The following is a 16,136-nucleotide window of genomic DNA, read 5'->3' as shown; positions in this document are numbered from 1 at the left end:
TGACTGTGTTCACTGTTAATTGTGTTCACAGGGGTGAAGGGTCTGCCCCCAACACAACCCATGCAAAACCCGGCAATGGCGGTTATTCTTTCCCCCGACTGTTATGGGTGCATTCGGGGGAAGGGCCAGCATGGATAAAGTCATTGTGATCACCGGTGGCGGGCGCGGGATTGGCGCTGCTACGGCGTTGTTGGCGGCCGAACAAGGCTATCGGATCTGCATCAACTACCAGTCGGATGAACAGGCCGCGCATAGCGTGCTGGAGCAAGTCCGTGCACTGGGCGCACAAGCCATTGCGGTTCGCGCCGACGTCAGCATCGAAGACGAAGTGGTTGCGTTGTTTCAGCGCGTCGACACCGAACTGGGCCGGGTCACCGCCCTGGTGAACAATGCCGGCACCGTCGGGCACAAATCGCGGGTCGACGAAATGTCCGAATTCCGCATCCTCAAAATCATGAAAACCAATGTTTTGGCACCGATCCTCTGTGCCAAGCACGCGATCCTGCGCATGTCGCCAAAACATGGCGGCCAGGGCGGCAGCATCGTCAACGTCTCGTCGGTGGCGGCGCGTCTGGGCTCGCCGAATGAGTACGTCGATTACGCCGCCTCCAAAGGCGCGCTCGATACGTTCACCATCGGCCTGTCCAAGGAAGTCGCGGGCGAGGGGATTCGCGTTAACGCGGTGCGCCCGGGTTACATCTACACCGATTTCCACGCACTGAGCGGCGATCCGGATCGGGTCAGCAAGCTTGAGTCAGCGATTCCGATGGCCCGTGGGGGGCGGCCGGATGAGGTGGCGGAGGCGATTGTCTGGTTGTTGTCGGACAAGGCTTCGTATGCGACGGGGACGTTTGTTGATTTGGGTGGTGGGCGTTAAACCAGAAAATTGAGTTGTCTGGTTGGGCCTCATCGCTAGCAGGCTAGCTCCCACAGGGTTTGTGGTTGTTCACACAAATGTGTTTCAACGCAATCCACTGTGGGAGCTAGCCTGCTGGCGATAGCAAAAATCGCGGCAACATCAACCTGTCAGAACGACCGCACAATCCGCCCCAACGTCTCCATCGCCTTCTCCGAATCCTCCGTCCACGGGCTGCCATAGTTCAGGCGGATGCAATTTCTGAAGCGTTGCGTCGGCGAAAAAATCGGCCCTGGGGCGATGCTGATGCCTTGTGCCAGCGCCATCTGAAACAACTTCAACGAATCCATCTGCTCTGGCAGCTCCAGCCACAAAAAGTAGCCGCCGGCGGGTTGGCTGACGCGTGTCTGGGCCGGGAAGTAACGAGCGATGGCGGCGAGCATGGCGCTCTGTTGTTCTTCGAGGGCGTAGCGCAGTTTGCGCAGATGACGGTCGTAGCCACCGTGTTGCAAGTAGTCGGCAATCGCCGCTTGCGCGGGCATCGAGGCGCACAGCGAGGTCATCAGCTTCAGCCGTTCGATTTTCTGCGCGTAGCGCCCGGCAGCGACCCAGCCGATGCGGTAACCGGGGGCGAGGCTTTTGGCGAACGAGCCGCAATGCATGACCAGACCTTCGGTGTCGAAGGCTTTCGCCGGTTTCGGCGCTTGCTGGCCGTAATAGAGTTCGGCGTAGACGTCGTCCTCAATGAGCGGCACTTGGTGGTGGCGCAGCAGTTCGACCAGTTCCTGCTTTTTTGCCTCGGGCATGGTTGCGCCCATCGGGTTCTGGAAACTGGTCATGCACCAGCAGGCTTTGATCGGGTGACGTTCGAGCGTCTGCGCGAGCACGTTGAGGTCGATGCCGTCGCGCGGGTGCACGGGGATTTCCACGGCTTTGAGTTTCAGGCGTTCAAGTACTTGCAGGCTTGCATAGAACGCTGGCGCTTCGATGGCCACCAGATCGCCGGGTTCGGTCACCGCTTGCAGGCACAGGTTCAGCGCTTCGAGGGCGCCGTTGGTGATCAGCAGTTCTTCCATCGGCAGCATCAGCCCGCCGACCATGTAACGCAGGGCGATCTGGCGGCGCAGTTGCGGGTTGCCGGGCGACATGTCGGTGACGACCATGCGCGGATCCATCTCCCGCGCGGCGCTGGCCAGCGACCGGGACAGGCGTTGCAGGGGGAACAGGGTCGGGCTGGGGAAGGCTGAGCCGAAGGGCACGGTGTTTGGATCTTTGATCGAATCGAGTACCGAGAACACCAGTTCACTGACGTCGACTTCGGTGGATTCGTTGACCTGATGGCTGATCACCGGCTCCGAGAACGGGCTCGGCGCGTGGGCGTTGACGAAGTAGCCGGAACGGGGGCGGGCGCGGATCAGGCCTCGGCGCTCGAGCAGGTAGTAGGCCTGGAACACGGTGGAGGGGCTGACGCCGTAGGTCTGGCTGGCGTAGCGCACCGAGGGCACGCGCTGGCCGGGGCCGAGGACGCCGGAGCGGATCAGTTCAGCGATGTCGTCGGCGAATTTTTCGTAGCGTTTCATCGAGGAGCCTTGGTGCTTGTTGATTGATGGGTGTCAGGGGAAAAGCCCCTCACCCTAGCCCTCTCCCGGAGGGAGAGGGGACTGATTGGGGGATGCTGGCGAATTGCACCGACCTGGAATTGCTTTGCTGAATCCATAATCGACCAGGTCTTTCAGGTCGATGTGTAACGCCAGACACCTCGGTCGGCTCCCTCTACCTCCGGGAGAGGGCTGGGGTGAGGGGCCGAAATTGCAAAGGCTTAGCGATTCATCGGCGCCACAAACCGGCTCTTCGCCACGCTGTAAACCTCAGGCTCATCGCTGTCACTCACTTTGAAATTCAACGTCTGCGAACTACTCGCGGGCCGTTCCGTGGTCATCGCCACCGACACCGGCACATCGACAATCTCCCCGGGCGCCAGGCTCAATTCGGTCTTACCCTGCAACTGAAAGCCGTCGCCATCCAAAAGGCTCAGATTGTAAACCTGACGCTGCTGGGTTTTGTTGATGACTTTGAGACTGTAGATGTTTTCGATCTGACCTTGAGCGTTCTCCCGGAACAGCCCGCGATCCTTGGTGACGTCCAGCGAAACCATCGGCCGTTCGACCAACGCCAGGGCGAGTGCGCCGATCATCAGCAGCAACACCACCGTGTAACCGATCAGCCGAGGCCGCAGCAGGTGGGTTTTACCGCCCTGCAGTTCACGTTCCGAGCTATAGCGAATCAACCCGCGCGGGTAATTCATTTTGTCCATGATCGAATCACAGGCGTCGATACACGCCGCGCAACCGATGCATTCCATCTGCAAGCCGTCGCGGATGTCGATGCCGGTCGGACATACCTGCACACACAGTTGGCAGTCGATGCAGTCGCCCAAACCGGCCTCGGCGGGTTTCACAGCGCGTTTGCGCGGGCCACGGTTTTCGCCGCGCGCCACGTCGTAGGCAATCGTCAGGGTGTCTTTGTCGAACATCACGCTCTGGAATCGCGCATACGGGCACATGTGCATGCACACCGCTTCGCGCAGCCAGCCGGCGTTGATGTAGGTGGCGGCGGTAAAGAACAGCACCCAGAACAGACTGACCCCGCCGATATGCAACGTCAGCAACTCTTCAGCGAGCGGACGAATCGGCGTGAAGTAGCCGACAAAAGTCAGCCCGGTCAGCACGCTGATCGCCAGCCACAAAGTGTGTTTGGCGGCACGGCGCGCCAGTTTGTTCAGGCTCCACGGCGCCGCTTGCAGTTTGATCCGCTGGTTGCGTTCGCCTTCAGTGATCTTCTCGCACCACATGAAAATCCACGTCCACGAGCTCTGCGGGCAGGTGTAACCGCACCAGACCCGGCCGGCAAACACGGTGATGGCGAACAGGCCGAACGCGGCGATGATCAGCAGTGCCGACAGCAAGATGAAATCCTGTGGCCAGAAGGTCGCGCCGAAGATGTGGAATTTGCTTTCCGACAGATCCCAGAGCACGGCCTGACGCCCGCTCCAGTTCAGCCACACCGTGCCGAAAAACAACAAAAACAGAAACCCCGCGCCGCTCATACGCAAGGTGCGGAACAGGCCGGTGAAGCTGCGGGTGTAGATTTGATTGTCGCTGGATTTTGCCGTCGCCTTCATTGGGCGTGCGGGAATGCTTTTTATGGTTGGAGATGCTTCTACGGTTCGGACGGGGATTTGTTCGCTCATGGTCGTTCGCTCATCAGCCTCCATCAGGCCTGCGAACTATGGGCGTCGATCTGTTTGCATAACAGACTCAGGTATTTCAATAAAAAGCGTATCAGATGCGCTTTTGGACATGTCCTGCGACAACTTGAAGCAGCCCGCAGGCAAAGGCGCAAACGCCTATCGCAGGCGTCTGCGCCGGGTGTTGACCAAGGTCAGTCAAATCACCGAATCACTCTCGTCAGCCTTGAGGTGCTTACGACCGTCCTTGGCACCTGCTACGGTCAAGGCGTCGGCTTCTGCTTCGGTGATGTACACGCGCTTGCCTTCTATCTCAACGAAAGACATGGCTTTTTCACTGTCCGTTTTGACTTCCAGTGTGTCGCAGATGCGAATTTCCTCGCCATGTTCGACGGTAAAGAAACACACTTTTTGCTCGGGATTGGATTCATCGACGCGCAGGGGCATGGGGCTGTCCTTTTTCCGGGGGTGTCTGAAACGTTAGGGCGCACGCTTTGCCGATCGTTCGGCGCAACCGATTAATGGTCGCCGCTGTCCATCATCTATCGACTCATAAAAAGGACGGCACGATGAACGCCTGGTGGCATGAAGTGTGGGTGACGCTGCAAGCGGAATTTGCCGACATTGGTGACGCGTCGCAGCTCACGCGAATCACCGTGCGGCTGGTGATGGCGGCGGTATTGGGCGGAATTCTCGGTTTCGAACGCGAGCATAAAGGCAAGGCGGCCGGGGTGCGCACGCACATGTTGGTAGCGTTGGGGGCGGCGCTGTTTGTGCTGGTGCCGCAGACGTCAGGGGCGGAGTCCGATGCGATGAGCCGGGTGCTGCAGGGGGTTATCGCCGGGATCGGCTTCCTTGGTGCGGGCACGATTTTGAAGAACAAGGAAGGTGATGAAGGTCACGTCAAAGGCCTGACTACGGCAGCGGGGCTGTGGATGACGGCGGCGATTGGGGTGGCGGCGGGGTTGGGCAAGGAGGCGACGGCGCTGCTGAGTACTTTGCTGGCGCTGGGGATTTTCAGCGTGATGCCACGGATCGTGCGTTTGTTTGAAAAGGATGAGCAGAAAAACGATCTGCTCTAACCACAAATTCCTGTAGGAGCTGCCGAAGGCTGCGATCTTTTGATCCTCAAAGAAAAAATCAAAAGATCGCAGCCTTCGGCAGCTCCTACAGGGGTGATGTCAGGGGATATCAGACGATCACGGGCGGCATCGTCGTTGGCGGTTCTTCCTTAGGTGGAGGCGTGGTGCCTGGCGGCTCTTGCTCTGGAATCGGTTGCGGTTCGGTTTCCGGAAGAGTGGGTTTGTCGATGTTCGGATCAGGCGTTTCGGCCGGGATCGGGATGTTCATCAGTAGACCTCCGTGTGGCACATGGCGTGAGAAGTGCTTAAGTGGATTGACCACCTCGTGGCGAATTCGATCCGCTTTTCTGTAACGGCAATTTCATCTGAACTTTTCCCGGCACCGGTCGCTCGGAACCTAAGTGAGTTCATTCCGGACGGGCGCTCGATTGCGAACGCTGAACCGGCACAAGAGCGTCCTTTGGGCGTTAAGGAGAGATGCTCAATGACTGCTGAAAACCCTTCAGAACTAAGCTACAACCCGCACATTCCGCTGTCGCAGGCTTTGTTGCTGCCACGCATCGCCATTGAAGACACCATGCCGACCCTCGATGGCGGGCAGTTCGCCGTGAAGTCGATTGCCGGCCGTGAAGTGGTGGTCACCAGCAAAGTCTTCGCCGACGGTCACGACAAGTTGGCGGTGCGCATTCGCTGGCGCGAGGAAGGCGAGGAGACCTGGCAAAGCGAGGTCATGTCCGACCAGGGCAACAATGGCTGGAAGGGTCAGTTCCGCCCCGAGCATCAGGGCCGTTTCCTCTATTGCATCGAAGCGTGGATCGATCATTTCGCCAGTTTCCAGTACGAACTGGAAAAGAAACACACCGCCGCTGTACCGGTCTCGCTGGAGTTGCAGGAAGGCCGGACGATGGTGCAACAAGCTGCCGAACGCAGCGAAGGTCAGCTCAGCGAACAGCTCGCTGCGCTGCACCATGAACTGTCCGGGCTGCTCGAAACCGAGCAGGTCGCGCTGTTTCTGCACTCGCGCAGTGCGCAATTGATGGCCGAGGCCGATCACCGCGCCTACCTGAGCGTCAGCGCTGAATTCCCGATGGACGTCGAACGCGAACTGGCCGAGTTTGCCAGTTGGTACGAGCTGTTTCCGCGCTCGATCACCGACGACCCCAAACGTCACGGCACCTTTAATGACGTGCACTCGCGCTTGCCGATGATTCAGGACATGGGTTTCGACGTGTTGTACTTCACGCCGATCCACCCGATTGGCCGCGCGCATCGCAAGGGCCGCAATAACTCGCTGACGGCGGGGCCGGATGATCCGGGCAGTCCGTACGCGATTGGCAGCGAGGAGGGCGGTCACGAGGCGATTCACTCGCAGCTCGGCACCCGTGAAGATTTCCGTCGACTGGTTGCAGCCGCCGCTGATCATGGTTTGGAAATAGCCCTCGATTTCGCCATTCAGTGCTCGCAGGATCACCCGTGGCTCAAGCAGCATCCGGGTTGGTTCAACTGGCGCCCGGACGGCACGATCAAATACGCGGAAAACCCGCCGAAGAAATATCAGGACATCGTCAACGTCGATTTCTACGCGCCGGACGCGATTCCGAGTCTGTGGGTCGAGTTACGCGACATCGTCGTCGGTTGGGTCAATGAAGGCGTGAAGATTTTCCGCGTCGACAACCCGCACACCAAACCGCTGCCGTTCTGGCAGTGGCTGATTGCCGATGTGCGGGCGCTGCACCCGGAAGTGATCTTCCTCGCCGAGGCGTTCACCACGCCGGCGATGATGGCGCGGCTGGGCAAGGTCGGGTACACGCAGAGTTACACCTATTTCACCTGGCGCAACACCAAGGCTGAGTTGGCCACGTACCTCACCGAGCTGAATGAATCGCCGTGGCGCGAGTGCTACCGGCCGAATTTCTTCGTCAACACGCCCGACATCAACCCGGCGTTCCTGCATGAGTCCGGGCGTCCGGGGTTCTTGATCCGCGCGGCGCTGGCGACCATGGGCTCGGGCCTGTGGGGCATGTATTCGGGTTACGAACTGTGCGAAGCGGCGCCGGTGCCGGGTAAAGAGGAGTACCTCGATTCGGAGAAGTACGAGATCCGCGTCCGCGACTTCACCGCGCCCGGCAACATCATTGCCGAGATCGCCCAGCTCAACCGCATCCGCCGGCAGAACCCGGCGCTGCACACGCATTTGGGGCTGAAGGTCTACAACGCCTGGAACGACAATATTCTCTATTTCGGCAAGCGCAGCGCCGATGGCAGCAACTTCATTCTGGTGGCGGTCAGCCTCGATCCGCATAACGTGCAGGAAGCGAATTTCGAACTGCCGTTGTGGGAAATGGGCCTGCCGGACGACGCGACGACTCACGGTGAGGATTTGATGAACGGGCATCGCTGGGACTGGCATGGCAAATACCAGTTCATGCGGATTGACCCGGCGTACCAGCCGTTCGGGATTTGGCGGATTACCGCTATTTGATACGTAATGATCGTTCCCACGCTCTGCGTGGGAATGTATCCCGGGACGCTCCGCGTCCCAAAATTGGACGCAAAGCGTCCATGGCGGCATTCCCACGCAGAGCGTGGGAACGATCATCGTGGGGCGTTGCTAAAGAATTCAGCAGGAGTTTCACATGGCGAAGAAACCCAGTGCAGCCACCTTCATCAAAGACCCGCTCTGGTACAAGGATGCGGTGATTTACCAGGTTCACGTCAAATCGTTTTTCGACTCTAACAACGACGGGATTGGCGACTTTCCCGGCCTGATCGCCAAACTCGATTACATTGCCGAACTCGGCGTCAACACTATCTGGCTGCTGCCGTTCTACCCGTCGCCACGTCGCGATGATGGCTACGACATCGCCGAATACCGTGGCGTGCACAGCGATTACGGCACCATGGCCGACGCCAAGCGCTTTATCGCCGAGGCGCACAAACGCGGCTTGCGAGTAATCACCGAGCTGGTCATCAACCACACCTCCGACCAGCACCCGTGGTTCCAGCGTGCCCGCAAAGCCAAACCCGGCTCGGCGGCGCGCGACTTTTACGTGTGGTCGGATGACGATCAGAAATACGACGGCACGCGGATCATTTTCCTCGACACCGAAAAGTCCAACTGGACGTGGGATCCGGTCGCCGGCCAATACTTTTGGCACCGCTTCTATTCGCACCAGCCCGACCTGAATTTTGATAACCCGCAAGTGATGAAAGCCGTGCTCTCGGTGATGCGTTACTGGCTGGACATGGGTATCGACGGTCTGCGCCTCGACGCCATTCCGTACCTGATCGAGCGCGACGGCACCAACAACGAAAACCTCCCTGAGACCCACGACGTTCTAAAGCAGATTCGCGCAGAGATCGACGCCAATTACCCCGACCGCATGCTGCTCGCCGAAGCCAACCAGTGGCCGGAAGACACGCAGCTGTATTTCGGCGATACCGACGCCAAAGGCCTGAATGGCGACGAATGCCACATGGCCTTTCATTTCCCGCTGATGCCGCGCATGTACATGGCGCTGGCCCAGGAAGACCGTTTCCCGATCACCGATATTTTGCGTCAGACCCCGGAAATTCCGGCGAACTGCCAATGGGCGATTTTCCTGCGCAACCACGATGAACTGACCCTGGAAATGGTCACCGACAAAGAACGTGACTACCTGTGGAATTACTACGCCGCTGACCGTCGCGCGCGGATCAACCTTGGTATTCGTCGACGTCTGGCGCCGTTGATGGAACGCGATCGTCGTCGCGTCGAACTGCTCAACAGCCTGCTGCTGTCGATGCCGGGCACGCCGACTCTGTATTACGGCGATGAAATCGGCATGGGCGACAACATCTATCTGGGCGACCGCGACGGTGTGCGTACGCCGATGCAATGGTCGATCGACCGTAACGGCGGTTTCTCCCGCGCCGACCCGGCCAGTCTGGTGCTGCCGCCGATCATGGATCCGCAGTACGGTTATCTGTCGGTCAACGTCGAAACCCAGGCCGGCGATCCGCATTCGTTGCTCAACTGGACGCGGCGCATGCTTGCCGTGCGCAAACAGTCGAAAGCCTTCGGTCGCGGCACGCTGAAGATGCTCTCGCCGAGCAACCGCCGCATTCTCGCTTACACCCGTGAATTCACCGATGCCGACGGCAAGCACGAAATCATTCTGTGTGTGGCCAACGTCTCGCGCAGTGCGCAAGCGGCGGAACTGGATTTGTCGGCGTACGTCGGCATGGTGCCGGTGGAAATGTTGGGCGGTAACGCGTTTCCGCCGATTGGTCAGTTGAATTTCCTCCTGACCCTCGCGCCGTACGGCTTCTACTGGTTTGCCTTGGCCTCGGAAAACCAGATGCCGAGCTGGCACGTCGAGCCCGCGCAGAGCCTGCCGGACTTCACCACGCTGGTGCTGAAAAAACGCATGGAAGAACTGCTGGAAGCGCCATCCCGCGCGACGCTGGAGCAAAACATCCTGCCGAACTGGCTGCAAAATCGTCGCTGGTTCGCCGGCAAAGGCGCGGCCATCGACAACGTGCAAATGGCTTACGGCGTGCGCTTTGGCGATGCCCAGCATCCGGTGTTGCTCAGTGAAATCGAGGTCACCAGCGCTGGCCAGACCAGCCGTTATCAACTGCCGTTCGGTTTCATTGCTGAAGATCAGGTCGGCCCGGCACTGCCGCAGCAACTGGCGTTGGCGCGCGTCCGACGCGTGCGTCAGGTCGGCTTGATCACCGATGCGTTCAGCCTCGAAGCGTTTATTCGCGCAGTGCTGCAGGGCATGCAGAACAACACCGTGCTCGAATCGAGCGAGGGTGAAATTCGCTTCGCACCAACGGCGCAACTGGAAAAACTCGGCCTCGGTGTCGAGTCGGAAGTGCGCTACCTGTCGGCGGAGCAATCGAACAGTTCGGTGGTGATCGGCAACAGCCTGGTGCTGAAACTGATCCGCAAAGTCGCTTCGGGCGTGCACCCGGAACTAGAGATGAGCGCGTACCTGACCGAGGCCGGTTTCGAAAATATCTCGCCGCTGCTTGGCTCGGTGATTCGCCGCGACGCCAAGGGTCAAGACAATCTGTTGATGATCGCCCAAGGCTATCTGAGCAATCAGGGCGATGCCTGGGAATGGACGCAGAACAACCTCGAACGGGCGCTGCGCGACGAACTCGCCGATGCCATGTCCGAGCAGGAACAGCATTACAACGCACTCGGCGAGTTGAAGGATTTTGCCGGCATGCTCGGGCAGCGTTTGGGCGAGATGCACAAAGTGCTCGCCGCGCCGACTGACAACGTCGATTTTGCGCCGCAGGTGTCGACGGCCAAGGATGCGCAGGCCACGGGCAAAGATATCGCCGCGCAAGTCGAGCACGCGCTGAAACTGCTCAAGCAACATCAGGGCGAACTCAGCGCGGCGGATCAGCAACTGGTCAAACGCTTGCTCGACGAGAAGAAAACCATTCTGGCCCACGTCCAGGATCTGGCGAAAAAGGCTGTCGGCGGCTTGCAGATTCGCGTGCACGGCGACCTGCATTTGGGCCAGGTGCTGGTGATCAAGGGCGATGCCTATCTGATCGACTTCGAAGGCGAACCGGCGCGGCCATTGAGCGAACGCCGTGGCAAACACAGTCCGTACAAAGATGTCAGCGGCGTGCTGCGTTCGTTCGATTACGCCGCGGCGATGACCATCAATGTGCAGAACGTTGATCACGGCGCGGAGTCTGAAGACGCACGTCGTCGTGTCGCGCAACGTTATTTGAATGAAGCGCGAGCGGCATTTGTTCAGGCATATCGCCGAGCGGCAGCTAGTCTTGATCATGCTTGGCAAGATCCTGAAGGGGCCGACGCTGCGCTGGCATTGTTCGGTCTGGAGAAGGCGGCCTATGAAGTGGCCTATGAAGCCGAAAATCGCCCGACGTGGCTGCCCGTGCCGTTGCACGGTTTGTATGGGTTATTGACAGGGCTTAAACCCTTTTCCGATCTTGGTGGAGAGTAGTCATGAGTTTCTCGAACAAGGAACAGGGTCAGAAAGAAGCATTGTTGCCGGCGGCGAAGGACATCGACGCGCTGGTACGTGCTGAACATCACGATCCGTTTTCGATTCTGGGGCCCCACGGCGATGGCGCCGGCGGGCAGTTTATCCGTGCGTATTTACCCGGTGCATTGAGCGTTGTCGTGCTGGACAAGGACTCCGGCGAAGAACGCGGGCCGCTGGAACAGACCGAAACACCGGGGCTGTTTGTCGGCCATTTCGATCAGGCGCGACCGTATCAGTTGCGCACGCGTTGGGCCGGTGGCGAGCAAGTGGCGGAAGATCCGTACAGCTTCGGCCAGTTACTCGGTGAAATGGATTTGTATCTATTCGCCGAGGGCAATCACCGCGACCTCAGTAGCTGCCTCGGTGCGCAACTGACAAGCGTTGATGGTGTCGACGGCGTGCGCTTTGCCGTGTGGGCGCCGAATGCACGACGCGTTTCGGTGGTCGGTGACTTCAACGTCTGGGATGGCCGTCGTCATCCGATGCGTTTGCGCCATCCGTCCGGGGTCTGGGAGTTGTTTATCCCGCGCCTGCAAGCGGGCGAGTTGTACAAATACGAGATTCTCGGCGCGCACGGGATTCTGCCGCTCAAGGCTGACCCGATGGCGCTGGCTACCAGCCTGCCGCCCGACACTGCGTCGAAAGTCGCCGCGCCGCTGCAAGTCAATTGGCAGGATCAGGACTGGATGAACAGCCGTCATGATCGGCAAAAACATTCAGCGCCACTGTCGATTTACGAGCTGCACGCCGGTTCGTGGCAATGTGAACTGGATGATCTTGGCGAAGTCGCGCGCCAGTACACCTGGCCGGAACTGGCTGAGCGGCTGATTCCGTACGTGAAAGAACTTGGCTTCACCCACATCGAATTGATGCCAATCATGGAGCACCCGTTCGGTGGTTCCTGGGGCTATCAGTTGCTCTCGCAATTCGCCCCGAGTGCGCGCTACGGCACGCCGGAACAGTTCGGCGACTTCGTCAACGCCTGCCACCAGGCGGATATCGGCGTGATCCTCGACTGGGTGCCGGCGCATTTCCCTACCGATACCCACGGTCTGGCGCAGTTCGACGGCACCGCGCTGTACGAATACGGCAATCCGCTGGAAGGTTTCCATCAGGATTGGGACACGCTGATTTACAACCTCGGGCGCACTGAAGTGCATGGCTACATGCTCGCCTCGGCGTTGCATTGGCTGAAGCATTTCCACATTGACGGTCTGCGCGTAGATGCGGTGGCTTCGATGCTGTATCGCGACTATTCGCGCAAGGCTGGCGAATGGGTGCCGAACCGTCACGGTGGTCGCGAGAATCTGGAAGCCATCGACTTCCTCCGTCATTTGAACGACGTGGTTGAGCTGGAAGCACCGGGTGCGCTGGTGATCGCCGAAGAATCGACAGCGTGGCCGGGCGTCAGCCAGAGCACGCAGCAGGGCGGCTTGGGCTTTGCCTACAAATGGAACATGGGCTGGATGCACGATTCGCTGCATTACATTCAGCAGGATCCGGTGTACCGCGCGCATCATCACAATGAGCTGAGTTTCGGTCTGGTTTACGCGTGGTCCGAACGTTTTATCCTGCCGATCTCCCACGATGAAGTGGTGCACGGCAAACATTCGCTGATCGACAAGATGCCCGGCGATCGCTGGCAGAAATTTGCGAATCTGCGTGCTTATCTGAGTTTCATGTGGACGCATCCGGGCAAGAAGCTGCTGTTCATGGGCTGCGAGTTTGGTCAGTGGCGCGAGTGGAATCACGATCAGCAGCTGGATTGGTATCTGCTGCAGTATTCCGAGCACAAAGGCGTGCAGAAACTGGTTGGTGACCTTAATCGGCTGTACCGCGAAGAGCCGGCGCTGCACGATCAGGACGATGCGCCGCAGGGTTTCCAGTGGTTGATTGGTGATGATGCGATCAACAGTGTTTATGCCTGGTTGCGCTGGAGCAAGGACGGTAAACCGGTGCTGGTGGTGGCGAACTTCACGCCGGTGCCGCGTCAGGCGTATCGGGTCGGCGTGCCGTTTGCCGGGCGCTGGACGGAGTTGCTCAACAGTGATGCTGACACGTATGCGGGTTCCAATTACGGCAATGGTGGCGGGGCGTTTACCGAAGAAGTGCCGAGCCATGGGCAGTCGATGTCACTGGAATTGAACCTGCCGCCGTTGGCGGTGTTGATCCTTAAACCGGAGGGTTGATCCGGAGCCGCGTCGCGGCCTTCGCGAGCAGGCTCACTCCTACATTTGGAACGCGTTCCCCTGTAGGAGCGAGCCTGCTCGCGAAGACGTCGGCGCAAACACCATCACTCTCAACCCGAACACTCACCCACGCGTCTGATCCTGCCGCCGTTGGCGGTGTTGATCCTTAAACCGGAGGGTTGATCCGGAGCCGCGTCGCGGCCTTCGCGAGCAGGCTCACTCCTACATTTGGAACGCGTTCCCCTGTAGGAGCGAGCCTGCTCGCGAAGACGTCGGCGCAAACACCATCACTCTCAACCCGAACACTCACCCACGCGTCTGATCCTGCCGCCGTTGGCGGTGTTGATCCTTAAACCGGAGGGTTGATCCGGAGCCGCGTCGCGGCCTTCGCGAGCAGGCTCACTCCTACATTTGGAACGCGTTCCCCTATAGGAGTGAGCCTGCTCGCGATGGCGCCAGTTCAGGCGCCCCCAAAATTCGGTATTACCACCGCATCCGCACCCCCAAGCTACCAATAATCCCGTTCAGATCATTGTCATCCACATCACTGCTGTAATCCGCGCTCACATACAAACTCACCGACGGCGTCACCCGCGCCACCAGGCCCAAGCCCAATTCTACAAACGAGGAATTGCGGCTGCTGCTGATCTTGTCGACCTGATCCAGCGTCACCGTGTTGCCGGTGTACACCGTGTGCCACAGGTTGGTGCGCACATACGGCTCGACTGGCAGACCGCTCAAATCGTAACTGCCTTTCAACCGTGCGCCGACCCGGCCGCTCCACGACGTTATGTCGCTGGATGAAGCGTTGCCATTGCCGGCATACGGCGTGTCGAGGGTGATGCGCTGGTTGATCAGTTGTGCCTGCGGTTCGACCACCCAGTTTTCGCTGAGACCGATCGGGTAGCCACCCTCAACGGAAAAGGTCATCGCGCTGCCCTCGGTCAACTGCCGTGCGCCTTGTTCGTTGCGGCTAAAGCCGTTGACCCGGCCACCGCTGGCCGTCAGATCAACGTGCCAGCCTTGCGGCCCGGTCAGGCTGTAATAGGCGCCGAGGCTCTGGCCTTGCAGGTTGAGGGTGTCAGTAGTCGGGTCGGCGAGGGCGCGGCTGGTGATTAAACCATTGCCGTTGCCTTGAATCTGGTTGACCCCGCCGATCAGACCGATGGTTTGCGTATGGCCGCTGCCGCTTTGCAGGGTCAGCACCGCCGGGCCTTTCAGGTCGCCGCTGCCGGGCATCGCGAAACCTGCCGATTGCACATCGATTTGCGCCTGTCGGGCGCTTTTGCCGTAGAGCTGATCCCAGGCAGAAGGGGAAATGTCTTCGGTGATCAGCTTGGCGCCCTGCACATCCGGGCGTGGACTGAAACGTTGTCGATCCGGGGTGATCACCGTCGCGGGCAAGGTTATCACCGGAACATCCTGGCGATACCACGCCGCCGTCTCATCCGCCGCAGGGCCGGCCTGCGCCTCCATGGATGAACACAGCAAGATAGAACTCGACACTGTGCAAAAAGTAACTTTGATCTCTGCTGAGGTGAATGAAGTTTTCATGGAGGTCTACCTTGCTATCGCATGCGCTGTCTCTACGTGGCGTCTCTCCTACCCCGAACGAGGGGCGACCGAATGGAGCGGGGCGAACCGTGGCCGCTCGATTTCGCGAGTGTCCGAAGGCTCGCCCCGGACAGTGTTTCCGGGGGTAGTAAGGTTGAGCTAAGAAGACTGAGGGGCTTGCGTCAAGAAACTGCGCGATGAGTGGTATGAGAGATATCAGACGACGCAACTGTCTGTTTTTCTGAACATATCTAAGGTGTTGTTTATTGGGAAGAACGCCGCAAAACCTGCGGCGTAGACGTTTTAGCCCGCAGGCATAGGATTACAGATGCACTTCAACGGCGAGCGGCAAGTGATCGGACAGATGTGTCCACGGCTTGTTGCCGAGGATTCGCGGGTCATGGCTGCTGGCATTGCGCAGGTAGATCCGGTCGAGGCGCAGCAACGGGAATCGCGCCGGATAGGTCTTGGCCGGGCGCCCGTGATGACGTTCGAAGGCCTCGTGCAGGTAATCGCGGCGGGCGAGGGCGGCGTTGCCTTGGAGCTGCCAGTCATTGAAATCGCCGGCGATAATCACCGGTGCATCTTCGGGCAACGATTCGAGCAACTGACAGAGGAGTTGCAGCTGTAATTGGCGATGGCTTTCGAGCAGGCTCAAATGCACGCAGATCGCGTGTACTTCCGCATGGCCCGGGACATCGAGCACACAGTGCAACAGCCCTCGGCGTTCGGGGCCGGTGATTGAAACATCGAGATTGCGGTATTCGCGGATCGGGTATTTCGACAGCAACGCATTGCCGTGGTGGCCGTCGGGATAGACCGCGTTGCGCCCGTAGGCAAAGTCGCTCCACATGCTGTCGGCGAGAAATTCATACTGCGAGGTCTGCGGCCATTCGTTGTAGCGACTGGAATGGCGCTCGTGTTCGCCGACCACTTCCTGCAAAAACACCAGATCCGCCGAGGTGCTGCGCACCGCTTCACGCAACTCCGGCAGAATGAAACGCCGATTCAGCGCGGTAAAACCCTTGTGCGTATTCACCGTCAGCACGCGCAAGCGATGAATGACTGGCGCGTCGACCACATGACGCTTGAGATCGCTGGACACGTTCACTCCTCTGAATCCTGACTGCCTATTCATGCGACTGATGCGTGGGGGCGGCAGTTCCTTTGAACACCCATCAATATCTG

At 59.3% G+C, this 16,136-nt stretch carries 11 protein-coding genes; 5 read left to right on the top strand and 6 right to left on the bottom strand.

Annotated elements, in window-relative coordinates:
* Window positions 1-130: 130 nt before the first annotated feature.
* A complete protein-coding gene (locus tag ACP3TY_RS12675; protein ID WP_053120606.1) occupies window positions 131-877 on the top strand; it encodes an SDR family oxidoreductase in 747 nt (248 codons plus the stop codon).
* A gap of 149 nt (window positions 878-1,026) precedes the next feature.
* On the opposite strand, the gene mapR is transcribed toward ACP3TY_RS12675, so the two are convergent.
* The 3 genes from mapR to ACP3TY_RS12660 form a co-directional block, all read right to left on the bottom strand.
* Complete coding sequence (mapR, locus tag ACP3TY_RS12670; protein WP_212550714.1) at window positions 1,027-2,436, bottom strand: GntR family transcriptional regulator MpaR; 1,410 nt, start codon at window positions 2,434-2,436, stop codon at window positions 1,027-1,029.
* Window positions 2,437-2,675: 239 nt separating this feature from the next.
* Complete coding sequence (gene ccoG, locus ACP3TY_RS12665) at window positions 2,676-4,106, bottom strand: cytochrome c oxidase accessory protein CcoG (RefSeq protein ID WP_426620167.1); 1,431 nt, start codon at window positions 4,104-4,106, stop codon at window positions 2,676-2,678.
* A 195-nt stretch (window positions 4,107-4,301) separates the two neighbouring features.
* On the bottom strand, window positions 4,302-4,550 hold the full coding sequence (locus ACP3TY_RS12660) for a DUF3203 family protein (RefSeq protein ID WP_053120599.1): 249 nt from the start codon (window positions 4,548-4,550) through the stop codon (window positions 4,302-4,304).
* A 122-nt stretch (window positions 4,551-4,672) separates the two neighbouring features.
* On the opposite strand from ACP3TY_RS12660, the gene ACP3TY_RS12655 reads away from it, so the two are divergent.
* A complete protein-coding gene (locus ACP3TY_RS12655; protein ID WP_053120597.1) occupies window positions 4,673-5,185 on the top strand; it encodes an MgtC/SapB family protein in 513 nt (170 codons plus the stop codon).
* 109 nt (window positions 5,186-5,294) lie between these two features.
* Here the strand turns inward: ACP3TY_RS12655 and ACP3TY_RS12650 are convergent, their stop codons facing one another.
* Window positions 5,295-5,453 carry a hypothetical protein gene (locus ACP3TY_RS12650; protein WP_003224520.1) on the bottom strand — a complete coding sequence of 53 codons (159 nt, stop codon included), beginning with the start codon at window positions 5,451-5,453 and terminating at the stop codon, window positions 5,295-5,297.
* 216 nt (window positions 5,454-5,669) lie between these two features.
* Between ACP3TY_RS12650 and ACP3TY_RS12645 the strand changes: the two genes are divergently transcribed.
* The 3 genes from ACP3TY_RS12645 (at window position 5,670) to glgB (ending at window position 13,394) form a co-directional block, all read left to right on the top strand.
* Window positions 5,670-7,667 carry an alpha-1,4-glucan--maltose-1-phosphate maltosyltransferase gene (locus ACP3TY_RS12645; protein WP_159812036.1) on the top strand — a complete coding sequence of 666 codons (1,998 nt, stop codon included), beginning with the start codon at window positions 5,670-5,672 and terminating at the stop codon, window positions 7,665-7,667.
* Window positions 7,668-7,821: 154 nt separating this feature from the next.
* Window positions 7,822-11,163, top strand: coding sequence for a maltose alpha-D-glucosyltransferase (treS, locus tag ACP3TY_RS12640; RefSeq protein ID WP_426620165.1), 3,342 nt, complete (start codon window positions 7,822-7,824; stop codon window positions 11,161-11,163).
* Window positions 11,164-11,165: 2 nt separating this feature from the next.
* On the top strand, window positions 11,166-13,394 hold the full coding sequence (glgB, locus tag ACP3TY_RS12635) for a 1,4-alpha-glucan branching protein GlgB (protein ID WP_053120591.1): 2,229 nt from the start codon (window positions 11,166-11,168) through the stop codon (window positions 13,392-13,394).
* Between the two features lie 483 nt (window positions 13,395-13,877).
* On the opposite strand, the gene ACP3TY_RS12630 is transcribed toward glgB, so the two are convergent.
* Window positions 13,878-14,948, bottom strand: coding sequence for an autotransporter outer membrane beta-barrel domain-containing protein (locus ACP3TY_RS12630; protein ID WP_426620163.1), 1,071 nt, complete (start codon window positions 14,946-14,948; stop codon window positions 13,878-13,880).
* Between the two features lie 322 nt (window positions 14,949-15,270).
* Window positions 15,271-16,053 (bottom strand): endonuclease/exonuclease/phosphatase family protein, encoded by a 783-nt coding sequence (locus ACP3TY_RS12625; protein ID WP_053120620.1) that lies wholly within the window; start codon window positions 16,051-16,053, stop codon window positions 15,271-15,273.
* Window positions 16,054-16,136 lie beyond the last annotated feature (83 nt).

Origin of the sequence: Pseudomonas rustica (assembly GCF_049959085.1) — a bacterium.
GTDB classification, from domain to species: Bacteria; Pseudomonadota; Gammaproteobacteria; order Pseudomonadales; family Pseudomonadaceae; genus Aquipseudomonas; species Aquipseudomonas rustica.
Note: the sequence above shows the minus strand (reverse complement) of the source record. Positions and strands in the feature narration are given on the sequence as shown.

Coding starts and splice junctions, on each gene's coding strand:
- ACP3TY_RS12675 (WP_053120606.1), top strand. CDS start 131: ATGGATAAAGTCATTGTGATCACCGGTGGCGGGCGCGGGATTGGCGCT.
- mapR (WP_212550714.1), bottom strand. CDS start 2,436: ATGAAACGCTACGAAAAATTCGCCGACGACATCGCTGAACTGATCCGC.
- ccoG (WP_426620167.1), bottom strand. CDS start 4,106: ATGAGCGAACAAATCCCCGTCCGAACCGTAGAAGCATCTCCAACCATA.
- ACP3TY_RS12660 (WP_053120599.1), bottom strand. CDS start 4,550: ATGCCCCTGCGCGTCGATGAATCCAATCCCGAGCAAAAAGTGTGTTTC.
- ACP3TY_RS12655 (WP_053120597.1), top strand. CDS start 4,673: ATGAACGCCTGGTGGCATGAAGTGTGGGTGACGCTGCAAGCGGAATTT.
- ACP3TY_RS12650 (WP_003224520.1), bottom strand. CDS start 5,453: ATGAACATCCCGATCCCGGCCGAAACGCCTGATCCGAACATCGACAAA.
- ACP3TY_RS12645 (WP_159812036.1), top strand. CDS start 5,670: ATGACTGCTGAAAACCCTTCAGAACTAAGCTACAACCCGCACATTCCG.
- treS (WP_426620165.1), top strand. CDS start 7,822: ATGGCGAAGAAACCCAGTGCAGCCACCTTCATCAAAGACCCGCTCTGG.
- glgB (WP_053120591.1), top strand. CDS start 11,166: ATGAGTTTCTCGAACAAGGAACAGGGTCAGAAAGAAGCATTGTTGCCG.
- ACP3TY_RS12630 (WP_426620163.1), bottom strand. CDS start 14,948: ATGAAAACTTCATTCACCTCAGCAGAGATCAAAGTTACTTTTTGCACA.